The sequence below is a fragment of the Delftia sp. ZNC0008 genome (genome assembly GCF_000799035.1).
GTDB lineage: Bacteria > Pseudomonadota > Gammaproteobacteria > Burkholderiales > Burkholderiaceae_C > Comamonas > Comamonas tsuruhatensis.
In genome coordinates this window covers 1-12,896 of record NZ_JTKZ01000920.1, presented here as the reverse complement: position 1 = coordinate 12,896, position 12,896 = coordinate 1, and the positions used below count along the sequence as shown (strand labels likewise).

Genomic DNA, 12,896 nt, shown 5'->3' with positions numbered 1-12,896 from the left:
CCGCGTTGATGCTTTAAAACATCAACAGATAAAATCCATGCACTTTCCAAGGAGGCATGACAAGCGATGACGAGCACCAAGCAAGAGGACGAAGGCAAGCTGCTGGGCGCACTGGCACTGGCGCTGCTGGACGATCCCAAGGCCAATCTGCAGGAGCTGGCACGCGCCATCGGCATCAGCAAGGCCACGCTCTACCGCTTCTGCCCCACGCGCGACCAGCTCATCGACCGGCTCATAGGGCATGCGGCCGACACCCTGTCGCGCGCCATGCACGCGGCCGAGCTGGAGCGCCACGCGCCGCTGGAGGCGCTGCGCCGCCTCACCGCCCACTGCCAGGACCACCAGACGCTGCTGCTGTTCCTGATGTATTTCTGGCGCTCCGACATCTCGGTGGTCGGCCAGATAGAGAGCGAATGGGTGGCGGCCATGGATGCCTTTTTCCTGCGCGGCCAGCAGGCCGGCGTGTTCCGCATCGACATCACGGCTGCGGCCATGACCGAGCTGTGGCTGTCCATGGTCGTGGGGCTGCTGGATGCGGAGCGGCGCGGCCGTGTTGCGCGGGCCAGCGTGGCGGCCGTGATGGAGCAGGCCTTCCTGCACGGCGCCCTGCAGCCCGGCGCACCGGCTGCGTAGCGCGCCGGGCGCCGATGGGGAAAACCGAGGTGATGAATGATGGTCATGCACTGCTTTCAATCGATGAAGGCAGCCATGGAATGGATTCACATCAATGAACTAGAATTTTTTTAGCTCACAAATCCATGAATTTTTCTCACCAAAATGCTCGAACGCACCCACCTCGCCATCGTCCGTGAAGTCGAAAAACAGGGCTCGCTGACGGCGGCGGCCGGCGTGCTGTGCGTGACGCAGTCGGCGCTGAGCCACAGCATGAAGAAGCTGGAGCAGCAGCTGGGCACGGACATCTGGCTGCGCGAAGGCCGCAGCCTGCGCCTGACGCAGGCCGGCCAGTACCTGCTGGCCGTGGCCCAGCGCGTGCTGCCCCAGCTGGACCTGGCCGAGGAGCGGCTGCGCCAGTTCGCCCAGGGCGAGCGCGGCGCGCTGCGCATCGGCATGGAGTGCCATCCCTGCTACCAGTGGCTGCTCAAGATCGTCGCGCCCTATCTGGCGAGCTGGCCCGATGTGGATGTGGATGTGAAGCAGAAATTCCAGTTCGGCGGCATCGGCGCGCTGTTCGGCTACGAGATCGACCTGCTGGTCACGCCCGATCCGCTGTTCAAGGCGGGCCTGGAGTTCGTGCCCGTGTTCGACTACGAGCAGGTGCTGGTGGTCTCCAGCGCGCATGCGCTGGCAGGGGCCGATTTCGTGGAGGCCGCCCAGCTCGCGCCCGAGGTGCTGATCACCTATCCCGTTCCCATGGACCGGCTGGACATCTACAACCAGTTCCTCATGCCGGCAGGCATCACGCCGCGCCGCCAGAAGGCCATAGAGACCACGGACATCATGATGCAGATGGTGGCCAGCGGCCGGGGCGTGGCGGCCCTGCCGCGCTGGCTGGTGCAGGAGTACGCGGGCAAGCTGGACGTGGTGCCCGTGCGCCTGGGCGCCCAGGGCATTGCCAAGCAGATCTTCCTGGGCGCGCGCGTGGCGGACCTGCAGACCGACTATCTGCAGGCCTTCATCGAGCTGGCGCGCCAGCCGCTGGCCGCTGGCACGCTCCCTGCTCAGGCTGCCTGAGCCTGCGCCAGGAAGTCCTGCGCAAACCGCTGCAGCACGCCGCCCGCCTCGTAGACCGATACCTCCTCGGCCGTGTCCAGCCGGCAGGTCACGGGCACGCGCAGCGTCTGGCCGTTTCTGCGCTCGACCACCAGCGTGAGTTGGGTGCCCGGCGTGCGCTCGCCTTCCACGCCATAGACCTCCGTGCCGTCCAGGGCCAGGGTCTTGCGGTCGGTGCCCGGCAGGAACTGCATCGGCAGCACGCCCATGCCGATGAGGTTGGTGCGGTGGATGCGCTCGAAGCCTTCGGCCACCACCGCCTCGACTCCGGCCAGCCGCACTCCCTTGGCCGCCCAGTCGCGCGAGCTGCCCTGGCCGTAGTCGGCGCCCGCGATGATGATCAGCGGCTGGCGGCGGTTCAGGTAGGTTTCCATGGCCTCCCACATGCGCACCACGCGGCCTTCGGGCTCGATGCGCGCCAGCGAGCCCTTGTGCTGCACGCCGTCGATGACGGCCATTTCGTTGACCAGCTGCGGGTTGGCGAAGGTGGCCCGCATGGCCGTCAGGTGATCGCCGCGGTGGGTGGCGTAGGAGTTGAAGTCTTCCTCGGGCAGGCCCATGCGCGCCAGGTATTCGCCCGCCGCGCTGTCGGCCAGGATGGCGTTGGAGGGCGACAGGTGGTCGGTAGTGATGTTGTCGGGCAGCAGGGCCAGCGGCCGCATGTTGCGCAGCGTGCGCGGGAAGGCCGCCAGCGCGCCCACGCCTTCGGTATCCCAGTAGGGCGGGCGGCGGATGTAGGTGGACTGGGGGCGCCAGTCGTACTGTGGCCGGGCCCGGTCTCCATCGTCCTTGCGGATGGCGAACATGGGTTCGTAGACGGCGCGGAATTGCTCGGGGCGCACGGCCTGGGCAACGATGGCGTCGATCTCCTCGTCGGCGGGCCACAGGTCCTTGAGGCGGATCTCGCGGCCTTCCACCACGCCCAGCACGTCCTGCTCGATGTCGAAGCGGATGGTGCCCGCCAGCGCATAGGCCACGACCAGCGGCGGCGAGGCCAGGAAGGCCTGTTTGGCATACGGATGGATGCGCCCGTCGAAGTTGCGGTTGCCCGAGAGCACGGCCGTGGCGTAGAGGTCGCGCTCGACGATTTCCTGCTGGATCCTGGGGTCCAGCGCGCCGCTCATGCCGTTGCAGGTGGTGCAGGCAAAGGCGACGATGCCAAAGCCCAGCTGCTGCAGCTCGGTGAGCAGCCCGGCCTCCTTCAGGTACAGCTCCACGGCCTTGGAGCCCGGCGCCAGCGAGGACTTGACCCAGGGCTTGCGCGTGAGACCCAGGCGATTGGCATTGCGCGCCAGCAGCGCCGCGGCGATGACATTGCGCGGGTTGCTGGTGTTGGTGCAGCTGGTGATGGCCGCGATGATGACGGCCCCATCGGGCATCAGGCCCTGGCGCTCCTGGGCGCGGGCGGCCTGCAGTTTTGCCGCATCGGCAATGCCGCGCTCGGCCAGGGCCGAGGTGGGCAGGCGCCGGTGCGGATTCGAGGGGCCGGCCATGTTGCGCACCACGGTGGACAGGTCGAACTGCAGCACGCGGTCGTACTGGGCATCGGCCAGGCTGTCGCTCCAGAAACCTGCGGTGCGCGCATAGGCCTCGACCAAGCGCACCTGGGCCTCGTCGCGGCCGGTCAGGCGCAGGTAGGCCAGGGTCTGGTCGTCAATGGAGAACATGGCCGCCGTGGCGCCGTATTCGGGGCACATGTTGGAGATGGTGGCGCGGTCGCCGATGCTCAGACTGTCGGCGCCCTCGCCAAAGAATTCCACATAGGCGCCGACGACTTTTTGCTGGCGCAGGAATTCGGTCAGGGTCAGCACGATGTCGGTGGCGGTGATGCCGTCCTGGCGCCGGCCCGTGAGGCGCACGCCCACGATCTCGGGCATGCGCATCCAGGAGGCGCGGCCCAGCATGACGTTCTCGGCCTCAAGGCCGCCCACGCCCACGGCGATCACGCCCAGGGCATCGACATGGGGCGTGTGCGAGTCGGTGCCGACACAGGTGTCCGGGAAGGCCAGGCCATCCTGCACTGTCACCACGGGGGACATCTTCTCCAGATTGATCTGGTGCATGATCCCGTTCCCTGCAGGGATCACATCCACGTTGGCAAAGGCTTTTTTTGTCCACTCGATGAAGTGGAAGCGGTCCTCGTTGCGGCGGTCCTCGATGGCGCGGTTCTTCACGAAGGCATCGGGATCGAAGCCGCCGCACTCCACGGCCAGCGAGTGGTCCACGATGAGCTGCACGGGCACGACGGGGTTGACCTGGGCCGGGTCGCCGCCTTCGGCCGCGATGGCGTCGCGCAGGCCGGCCAGGTCCACCAGGGCGGTCTGGCCCAGGATGTCATGGCAGACCACGCGCACGGGGTACCAGGGAAAGTCGATGTCACGCCGGCGCTCGATGAGCTGCAGCAGGTAGCCGTGCAGCTGCGCGGGATCGGCGCGGCGCACGAGGTTCTCGGCATGGACGCGGGCGGTGTAGGGCAGGCGTGCCCAGGCGCCGGGCGAAAGCGCATCGACGGCGGCGCGGGCATCGATGTAGTGCACCGTGGTGCCGGGCAGGGGTTTCTTGTGGGTGTGGTTCATGGGGCGGATGCAATGCGGGCAGGCCTGCAGCCCGCCCGCCAGGTTCAGGACAGCGGCGGCTCAGGCGCGCGCATCGAGGGGCACGAACTTCTGGTCATCCGGCCCCGTGTAGTTGGCGCTGGGGCGGATGATCTTGTTGTCCTGGCGCTGCTCGATCACGTGCGCGGCCCAGCCGCTGGTGCGCGCGATCACGAACAGCGGCGTGAACATGGCCGTGGGCACGCCCATCATGTGGTAGCTGACGGCGCTGAACCAGTCCAGGTTGGGGAACATCTTCTTGACCTCCCACATCACCGATTCCAGCCGGTCGGCAATGTCGTACATGCGGGTGGTTCCGGCCTCGTCGGACAGGCGCTTGGCCACGCCCTTGATGACCACGTTGCGCGGGTCGCTGACGGTGTAGACCGGGTGGCCGAAGCCGATCACCACTTCCTTGGCATCGACGCGGCGGCGGATGTCGGCCTCGGCCTCGTCGGGCGTGTCGTAGCGCTTCTGGATCTCGAAGGCCACCTCGTTGGCGCCGCCATGCTTGGGCCCGCGCAGCGCGCCGATGGCGCCCGCGATGGAGGAATACATATCGCTGCCCGTGCCCGCGATCACGCGCGCCGTGAAGGTGGAGGCGTTGAACTCATGCTCTGCATAGAGGTTGAGCGAGGTGTGCATGGCGCGCACCCAGCCTTCGGACGGCCGGTGGCCGTGCAGCAGGTGCAGGAAGTGGCCGCCGATGGAGTCGTCGTCGGTCTCCACCTCGATGCGCCGGCCCGAATTGCTCCAGTGGTACCAGTACAGCAGCATGGAGCCCAGGCTGGCCATGAGCCGGTCGGCAATGTCGCGGGCACCCGCCAGGTTGTGGTCGTCCTTTTCGGGCAGCACGCAGCCCAGGGCCGAGACGCCGGTGCGCATCACGTCCATCGGATGGGCGCCGGCAGGCAGCTGCTCCAACGCCTGCCTGACGCTGGCCGGCAGGCCGCGCAGCGCCTGCAATTTGGTCTTGTAGGCCTGCAGTTCGGGGCGCGTGGGCAGCTTGCCGTGCACCAGCAGATGGGCGATTTCCTCGAACTCGCAGACCTCGGCAATGTCCAGGATGTCGTAGCCGCGATAGTGCAGGTCGTTGCCCGAGCGGCCCACGGTGCACAGCGCGGTGTTGCCGGCGGTCACGCCCGACAGCGCGACGGATTTCTTGGGCTTGAATGCGGACGCAGATGGTGCTGTTGACGCAGATGGCGCGTCGATGGTCGTGGTACTCATGGAAGGGTCTCCTGGTTCAGATAGGAATGGGCAATGGCCGCAGGAAGGCCGTTGTGGTCGACAGCCACCATCTCGAACAGGCCCTTGAGCACGTCCTCGCAGGCAATGCCCGGAGCATGGGCCGACGCGGTGACGCAGACCGTCATGGAGCTGCGCCCCACGCGGCTGACCCAGCCGCGCAGGACGATCTCGTGGCCCACGGGCACGGGTGCCAGGAAGTCCACGCCGGTGACGGCGGCCATCACGACCTCGCGCTGTGCCAGGCTGCGCGCAGCGAGAAAGGCCGCCTTGGCCATGAGCTGCAGGCCCTGGCCCGCGAACAGCGTGCCGTGGTGGTTGGCCAGCGCGGGCAATACCAGTTCATGCAACTCGGCGGTTCCGGTGGGTGTTGTCATGTTTCGCAATTTACGCAAAATAGCGCCCCTGCCATAGTGCTGAAAAGGCGAATTCTTGCGAAACGAAGTCCGCGAATTTGCAAATTCTGCGAATAACAGCCACCCGAGGAAACAGCCATGAAGAAGACGTTCATGGGCGTCAAGCTGCGCAAACTGCGCGCGGAGCACGGCCTGTCCCAGATCGCCCTGGCCCACGCGCTGGGCCTGTCGCCCAGCTACCTGAACCAGCTGGAGCAGAACCAGCGGCCGCTGACGGTGTCGGTGCTGCTCAAGCTCAACCGCGCGCTGGGCGTCGATATCCAGCAGTTCTCGGAGGACGAGGAAGCGCGCCTGGTCGCCGGCCTGCGCGAGGCCCTTGCCGAGGCGCCCGAATCCATTGCCCTGCCCGAGCTGCAGGAAGTCGCCGCGCAGATGCCCGCCCTGGGACGTGCGGTGATGGCGCTGCATCGCCGCCATCTGGAGGCCCTGGAGCGCATCGAGAGCATGTCGCTCAGGCTGGGCGATGACCGCTCGGACATGCCGGTGGCGCGCACCATGCCGTTCGAGGCCGTGCGCGATTTCTTCTTTGCGCACCAGAACTACTTCGATGAAGTCGACCGCGCGGCCCAGGCCCTGGCTGGCGAGGCGCGTGCGGACCCGGGCCATCTGGCGGACTGGCTGGTCCGGCGGCTGCAGCAGCGCCACGGCGTGCAGGTGCATCGCCTGGAAGACTCCCGGCAAAGCCAGCGCCGGTTCGACCCGGCCACGCGCTCGCTGTGGCTGTCCTCGGCGCTGGAGCCTGCGCAACAGGCCTTCCAGCTGGGCACGCAGCTGGCCTTGCTGGAGATGGGCGACACGCTGGACCGGCTGATCGCCACCGCCGCCTTCCAGGGCGACCCGGCCTCAAGCAAGCTCGCCCGCGTGGGCCTTGCCAACTACTTTGCGGGCGCGCTGCTGCTGCCCTACGACCTGTTCCTGGAATCGGCCGAGCAGCTGCGCTATGACATCGACCTGCTGGGCCAGCGCTTTGGCGTGGGCTTTGAAACCGTCTGCCACCGGCTGAGCACGCTGCAGCGGCCCGGCGCGCCCGGCGTGCCCTTCTTCTTTGTGCGCGTGGACCGCGCGGGCAATATCTCCAAGCGCCAGTCGGCCACGCATTTCCACTTCAGCCGCACCGGCGGCACCTGCCCGCTGTGGACGGTGTACGAGGCCTTCGGCCAGCCCGACCAGGTGCTGCGCCAGCTCGCCAGCATGCCCGACGGGCGGCGCTACCTGTGGATTGCACGCTCGGTCTCGCATGGCCAGCGCGGCTATGGTTCACCACGCAAGACCTTCTCCATCGGCCTGGGCTGCGACATACGCCATGCCGCGCGCCTGGTCTATGCCAAGGGGCTGGACCTGGGCGATCCGGAATCGGCCACGCCCATCGGCATGGGCTGCAAGGTCTGCGAGCGCGACCAGTGCACGCAGCGCGCCTTTCCCTATGTGGGAAAGGCGCTGCATGTGGATGAGAACGCCAGCCGCTTTGCGCCGTACGGCGTAGGCGGCTAGCAACCCCCAGGCATCCTGTGCCGGGTCAGGAGGCCGCGCGCATGCGGTCGCGCAGATCGCGCACTTCGTCGTGGTTGCGCTGCGCGCCCTGGGCCTGGCGCTCCACCATCACGCGGATGGCCGGAGGCAGCGGCTGCTTGAGCGCCTTGCGGTACTGGGCCACGGCGGAATCCTCGCCGCGCTCGCACTCCTCCAGCACGGCCTTGTCGTCCTGCGAGGTCAGCGCCGTCTTCACCGACACCCAGCCCCGGTGCAGCGCGCCGGCCACCGTGCCGCCCGATGCGGGCTCGCGGCCCAGCTTGCGGATCTCGGCCTCCAGCTCCAGCGCGGCGGCGCCGCACTCGGCGCTGTGGCGCAGGAACAGGGTCTTGAGGTCCGGCGAGTCGGCGTTCTCGGCCGAGGTGCGAAAGCCGTACTCGCCATCGCGGCAGGATTCGAGCAGGTCGTTGAGCACGTCGGCTACATCGTCGTTGTCGATGTCGCCGGTGTAGGCCGGTGCCACGATGGTCCCCGTGTCATCACGGACATCGCGAACGCCTGCGCGCTCCCAGGCCGCGCGCGCTGCGGGCCGGGCCTGGTCCCAGTCCAGATGGCTGGCGCCACGGCGCGTGGTCCATTCGCGCTCCCATTCGGCGTCGAAGGCATCGAAGTCGGCATCGCGGCGCGCGGCGGCCGCGTTCCAGCCCAGCTCGTAGGCGGGGCGGTACTCCTCGTAGCTGCGGCCGGCCACGTAGTAGGGCTCGTTCTGGTAGGCGTCGCGCCAGTAGGCGTCCTCGACCGTGGGATTGACGGCTTCGGCCGCGCCCTTGCCGGCCAGCCCGCCGACCACGGCACCGGCCACACCGCCCACGGCAGCACCGATGGGGCCGCCCATTGCGCCGAATGCAGCGCCGGTCACGGCACCGCCTGCAGCGCCTATGCCGGTGCCCACGGGATGTGCGCCGGGCGCGTCGGACAGCGGGTCACGGTTTGCGGGATTCGATTGCGTCATGGAATGTGCTCCTTGGCAGTTGAAAGTGATGTCTATCGTGATCGCCGTGGCGCGCCGCCGGCGTGCGCGCTTGCGGCCATGTGCCGTAGGAACGCGGCGACCGGGCCTTGCGGACATCGCGCCAGTGGCCTGTGGCCATTTTTCGCACCCCGGCACAGGGCAATCACAGGGCAATCGGCGTGCCTGAGAACGGCGTTCATGCGCGAGGCATCTTTTCGTTCCTGCGCTTTCGGCGTGGTCCCACGGCGGCTGCGAAAGGGCCAAGAGACCATGGCCCAAGCGCCGCCTGCGCAGGCCCGCGAATGAAAGGAAGACGCCATGAAAGACAAGACCCCATCCGCATCCAAGTCCTCTGCACCCACACAGGCGAAGCCGTCGGGCGATGGCCAGACCAAGCTGCCCGGACAGGTCGGCAAGGCGCCCCATGCGCCCGGTGAATCCGATGCATCCGACGCATCCGAACAGGGCCTGCGCCTTCCGCACGAGCGCGACCAGAGCCTGGACGCTACCAGCGATGCGCCCGATCCGGTGATGCGCCAGGCCCATGACGACCTCGCCTCCGGCCAGGTCGATACCGACATGCGCCAGACGCCGGGCCTGGATGCCGAACGGCGCAAGAAGATGGTGCGCAAGCAGCCTTGATGGCACCTGACGCTTGCACCTGAAGCGCAACGAGCTGCTGGCAGCCAGCAAGATCGCCAGCAACCGCATGACCGGCATCGAAGGGCTCTGGACGGGGAGCAGCTGCAGCAAGGGGCGGCCTTCCACGTCAATCTGGCCGCCCGCGCGCACGAAAGCGGAGCCTGCAAGGAATGCCACTCCATCGACGAAGACGACCCGGCACGGCCCGGCAACTGAGGTGCCCGCGCTTCACTTCATACAGGAGCAACCCCATGCCCGACATTCCCGACTGGCTCCAGTGGCCTGCCTTTCTGGCCTCCATCGCCGGCGCCTGGTGTGTGGGCTCGCGTTCTGCGCAAAGGCGCAACCTGGGCTTCTGGATCCTGATGCTCAGCAATGCGCTGTGGGCGCTGTGGGGCTGGTCCACGGCGGCCTGGGCGCTGGTGAGCCTGCAGTTCTGCCTGGCCATCACCAACATCCGCGGCTCCATCAAGGCCGAGCGGTGAGCAGGCCATGGCAGCAGACGCTTTCCTGATGTCGATCCACGAAACCGGCAACCCATACCCTGGCGCTCCCATGGAAACACCCCCATTCCCCACCTGCAGATCCGCCCTGTTCCTCGACTTCGACGGCACGCTCGTGCCGCTGGCCGAGACCCCGGACGCCATTGCGCCAGACCCCGTCCTGATCCCCATGCTGGCCAGGCTGCAGGGTCTGTTGGGCGGTGCGCTGGCCATCGTCACGGGTCGGCAGGTCGAGATGCTGGACCACTTTCTGGCGCCGCTGCATCTGCCCGCCGCCTGCGAGCACGGCCTGCAGCGGCGGGATGCCGCAGGCCGCCTGCACATGCAGGCATCGGCCATGCCAGAGACCGTGCTGCAGATGTGCAATGCCTTGGCGGCCGACCATCCCCGCCTGCTGGTGGAGCGCAAGCGCTCCTCGGTCGCACTGCACTACCGGCGTGCGCCAGAGCTGGCGGCGCTGTGCCTGGACATGTTGGGCCTCGCCCTGCAGCACCAGCCCGGTCTGGAGCTGCTGCACGGTAAATGCGTGCTGGAGGTCAGGCCTGCGGGCGTGGACAAGGGCCGCGCCATTGCGGCCTTTCTGCGCGAAGAGCCGTTCGCCGGCCGCACCCCCGTGTTTGCCGGTGACGATGTCACGGACGAGAGCGGCTTTGCCGTGGTGCAGGCACACGGCGGCATGGCGATCAAGGTGGGCGAAGGCGCAAGCAGGGCCCGCCACCGGCTGGGCAGCCCGCAGGCCGTGCATGCCTGGCTGAAGTCCGCATGCATGCACCCGGCTGCGCAGACCTGCGCGGAGGTGCTGCCATGAGCCGGCTGGTGGTGATCTCCAACCGCGTGGCCGATCCGCGCAGGGCCGCGGCCGGGGGCCTTGCCGTGGCCATGGGCGATGCGCTGCGGCAGACGGGCGGCCTGTGGTTCGGCTGGAGCGGGACCGTCACCGACGACGGTGCCCAGGCCGCGCCGGCCGGCCATGTGCACCGCACCCAGGCAGGCAACGTCACGCTGGCCACGGTGGACCTGGACCGTGCGGACCATGACAGCTACTACGCGGGCTACAGCAACGGCGTGCTGTGGCCCGTCTTTCACGGACGGCTGGACCTGGCGAGCTTCGACACGGGCCATGCGGCCGGCTACCGCCGCGTGAACCAGCTGCTTGCGCGCAGGCTGCTGCACCTGCTGGCGCAGGACGACATCCTCTGGGTGCATGACTACCACCTGATCCCGCTGGCGGCCGAGCTGCGCGCCCTGGGCTGCCGCCAGCGCATCGGCTTTTTCCTGCACATCCCATTGCCCCCGCCGACCCTGCTGGCGGCCATTCCCGAGCATGCATGGCTGATGCGCTGCCTGTTTGCCTACGACCTTGTGGGCCTGCAGACCCGCCAGGACGTGCAGCATTTCGAGCGCTATGTCTGCGACGAGGCCGGGGGCCAGTCGCTGGGCGATGGCGCCTTGCGTGCCCATGGGCAGCGCCTGGTGTGCCGCGCCTTCCCCATCGGCATCGATGTGGAGGGCTTCGCGGCGCTGGCCCTGTCCGGCGCATCGCAGGACATGCATGCGCGCATGAAGCACGAGTACGCACAGCGTCGCCTGCTGCTGGGCATAGACCGGCTGGACTACTCCAAGGGCCTGCCGCAGCGCCTGCGTGCCTTTCGGGAGCTGCTGGCCCGCCATCCCGAGCAGCGCCGGCGCGCCACGCTGATCCAGATCGGCTCGCCCACGCGCGAGGGCCTGGACGCGTATGCCGACATACGGCGGGAGCTTGAATCGCTGTGCGGCGCCGTCAACGGCGACTACGGCGAGCTGGACTGGATGCCCGTGCGCTACATCCACCAGACCCTGCCGCGCGATGGCATTCCGGGCCTGTGCCGCGCGGCGGCCGTGGGCCTGGTCACGCCGCTGCGCGACGGCATGAACCTCGTGGCCAAGGAATATGTGGCGGCCCAGGACCCGGCCGACCCGGGCGTGCTGGTGCTGTCGCGGTTTGCCGGCGCGGCCGAGCAGCTGCAGGAGGCGCTGCTGGTCAATCCCTACGACGTGCACGGCACGGCCGCCGTGGTGCAGCAGGCCCTGCAGATGCCCCTGCAGGAAAGGCGCCAGCGGCACCAGCGGCTGCTGCAGCGCATCGCCGAGCAGGACGTGCACTGGTGGCGCAAGGCCTTTCTGTCTGCCTTGAAAGAGGCCAGGCCGCTGGAGCACAGGGAAAGGGAAGCCTTCGGCATCCCCGTTCCCTCGATCAGGCAGGAGCAGGCACCGCTGCGCCTGGAGCTGGCCGCCTGCCCTGCCGACGGCGTGGAACGGGACGCCTGCCGGTCGGTGGTCTCCGACAGGTAATGCCTTCCTGCTCCTGCGGCGCCGCGTTCATCCTCCCGGCACCATGGCATCGCCCGGCCCCACCCCCATTTCCCGGGCTGCGCACGACACACAAAAGGAAGGCAAGCGGCGATGGCCCAGCACGACAACGAGCACGCCCATGCGTGGACATGCAGCGACACGCTGGCGCAGGCCTTGCGCGGCCACACGGACCTGTCGCCAGCGGACCAGTTGGCCCTGCTGGTGGCGCAGGGCGCCGACCGCCTGCCGCTGCCGGGCCATGGCCACACGCTGCAGCGCTGGCGCGCACTGGCCGAGGTGGCCGCCCACAGCCTGAGCCTGGCCAAGCTCTATGAAGGCCATACCGATGCCCTGGCCATCCTCTCCGAGCTGCAGGCAGACCTGGCCACCGAAGGCCTGCGCTGGGCCGTCTGGTGCGCCGAGCCGCCGGGCGAGCGCGTGCAGGCCACGCCCACGGCCCCCCATGCTGCGGCACATGCCGGCATGGCCGTGCAGCTGTCCGGCCACAAGCCCTGGTGTTCGGGCGCGCGCGCGGTGGACCGTGCCCTGGTCAGCGGCTGGCTGGCCGACGGCCGGCGCTGCCTGATCGCCGTCACCATGGACCAGCCCGGCATCCGCAGGGACGACAGCCACTGGCAGGCCGTGGGCATGGCCGCCAGCGCCAGCGCCGACGTGCACTTCGACGGCGCCACCGGCGTGCTGGTCGGGGCCCCGGGCCAGTACCTGAGCCGCCCCGGCTTTCACCATGGCGGCGCGGGCGTTGCTGCCTGCTGGCATGGCGCGGCAGCGCGCATCGCCAGCCATCTGCAGCAGGCCGTCGGTCAAGGCGAGGACCCGCACCGCCAGGCCCACCTGGGCGCGCTGGATGTGGCCCTGGCCGGCGCGGCCGGCCTGCTGCGCGACGCTGCGGCCCGCATCGATGCCACGCCCTCGGACCCCTGCCTGCTGG

The 12,896-nt window shown here is 68.6% G+C and carries 12 protein-coding genes; 8 read left to right on the top strand and 4 right to left on the bottom strand.

Features of this window, described 5'->3' with window-relative positions; genetic code table 11:
• Window positions 1-66 precede the first annotated feature (66 nt).
• Both L995_RS29790 and L995_RS29785 read left to right on the top strand, forming a co-directional pair.
• Window positions 67-633 (top strand): TetR/AcrR family transcriptional regulator, encoded by a 567-nt coding sequence (locus tag L995_RS29790; protein ID WP_017407101.1) that lies wholly within the window; start codon window positions 67-69, stop codon window positions 631-633.
• Between the two features lie 144 nt (window positions 634-777).
• Window positions 778-1,692, top strand: a complete 915-nt coding sequence (locus L995_RS29785; RefSeq protein WP_047475050.1) for a LysR family transcriptional regulator — start codon at window positions 778-780, stop codon at window positions 1,690-1,692.
• On the opposite strand, the gene acnD is transcribed toward L995_RS29785, so the two are convergent.
• From acnD to L995_RS29770, 3 genes are read right to left on the bottom strand one after another with little or no spacing between them, the layout of a single operon-like run.
• A complete protein-coding gene (gene acnD, locus L995_RS29780) occupies window positions 1,680-4,307 on the bottom strand; it encodes a Fe/S-dependent 2-methylisocitrate dehydratase AcnD (protein ID WP_047475049.1) in 2,628 nt (875 codons plus the stop codon). The two genes, L995_RS29785 and acnD, sit on opposite strands and share 13 nt — an antisense overlap.
• Before the next feature lie 60 nt (window positions 4,308-4,367).
• A complete protein-coding gene (gene prpC, locus L995_RS29775; protein WP_016448407.1) occupies window positions 4,368-5,555 on the bottom strand; it encodes a bifunctional 2-methylcitrate synthase/citrate synthase in 1,188 nt (395 codons plus the stop codon).
• Window positions 5,552-5,950: an acyl-CoA thioesterase gene (locus L995_RS29770; RefSeq protein WP_047475048.1), complete on the bottom strand. Its 399-nt coding sequence runs from the start codon at window positions 5,948-5,950 to the stop codon at window positions 5,552-5,554. Before L995_RS29770 ends, prpC begins: the two co-directional genes overlap by 4 nt.
• A gap of 117 nt (window positions 5,951-6,067) precedes the next feature.
• Here L995_RS29770 and L995_RS29765 point away from each other — a divergent pair, with 117 nt between their 5' ends.
• Complete coding sequence (locus L995_RS29765) at window positions 6,068-7,480, top strand: short-chain fatty acyl-CoA regulator family protein (protein WP_016448409.1); 1,413 nt, start codon at window positions 6,068-6,070, stop codon at window positions 7,478-7,480.
• A gap of 25 nt (window positions 7,481-7,505) precedes the next feature.
• Here the strand turns inward: L995_RS29765 and L995_RS29760 are convergent, their stop codons facing one another.
• Window positions 7,506-8,471: a ferritin-like domain-containing protein gene (locus L995_RS29760; protein WP_016448410.1), complete on the bottom strand. Its 966-nt coding sequence runs from the start codon at window positions 8,469-8,471 to the stop codon at window positions 7,506-7,508.
• Between the two features lie 318 nt (window positions 8,472-8,789).
• On the opposite strand from L995_RS29760, the gene L995_RS29755 reads away from it, so the two are divergent.
• The 5 genes from L995_RS29755 to L995_RS29735 form a co-directional block, all read left to right on the top strand.
• The gene (locus L995_RS29755; RefSeq protein WP_016448411.1) at window positions 8,790-9,113 is read left to right on the top strand and encodes a hypothetical protein; all 324 of its coding nucleotides are present in this window, start codon (window positions 8,790-8,792) and stop codon (window positions 9,111-9,113) included.
• Window positions 9,114-9,364: 251 nt separating this feature from the next.
• Window positions 9,365-9,598, top strand: coding sequence for a hypothetical protein (locus L995_RS29750; RefSeq protein ID WP_016452716.1), 234 nt, complete (start codon window positions 9,365-9,367; stop codon window positions 9,596-9,598).
• A gap of 7 nt (window positions 9,599-9,605) precedes the next feature.
• Window positions 9,606-10,424 carry a trehalose-phosphatase gene (gene otsB, locus L995_RS29745; protein ID WP_047475047.1) on the top strand — a complete coding sequence of 273 codons (819 nt, stop codon included), beginning with the start codon at window positions 9,606-9,608 and terminating at the stop codon, window positions 10,422-10,424.
• Window positions 10,421-11,947, top strand: a complete 1,527-nt coding sequence (locus tag L995_RS29740; RefSeq protein ID WP_047475052.1) for an alpha,alpha-trehalose-phosphate synthase (UDP-forming) — start codon at window positions 10,421-10,423, stop codon at window positions 11,945-11,947. Before otsB ends, L995_RS29740 begins: the two co-directional genes overlap by 4 nt.
• A gap of 111 nt (window positions 11,948-12,058) precedes the next feature.
• Window positions 12,059-12,896, top strand: an 838-nt coding sequence (locus L995_RS29735) for an acyl-CoA dehydrogenase (protein ID WP_047475046.1), incomplete at its 3' end; no start/stop codon positions are given.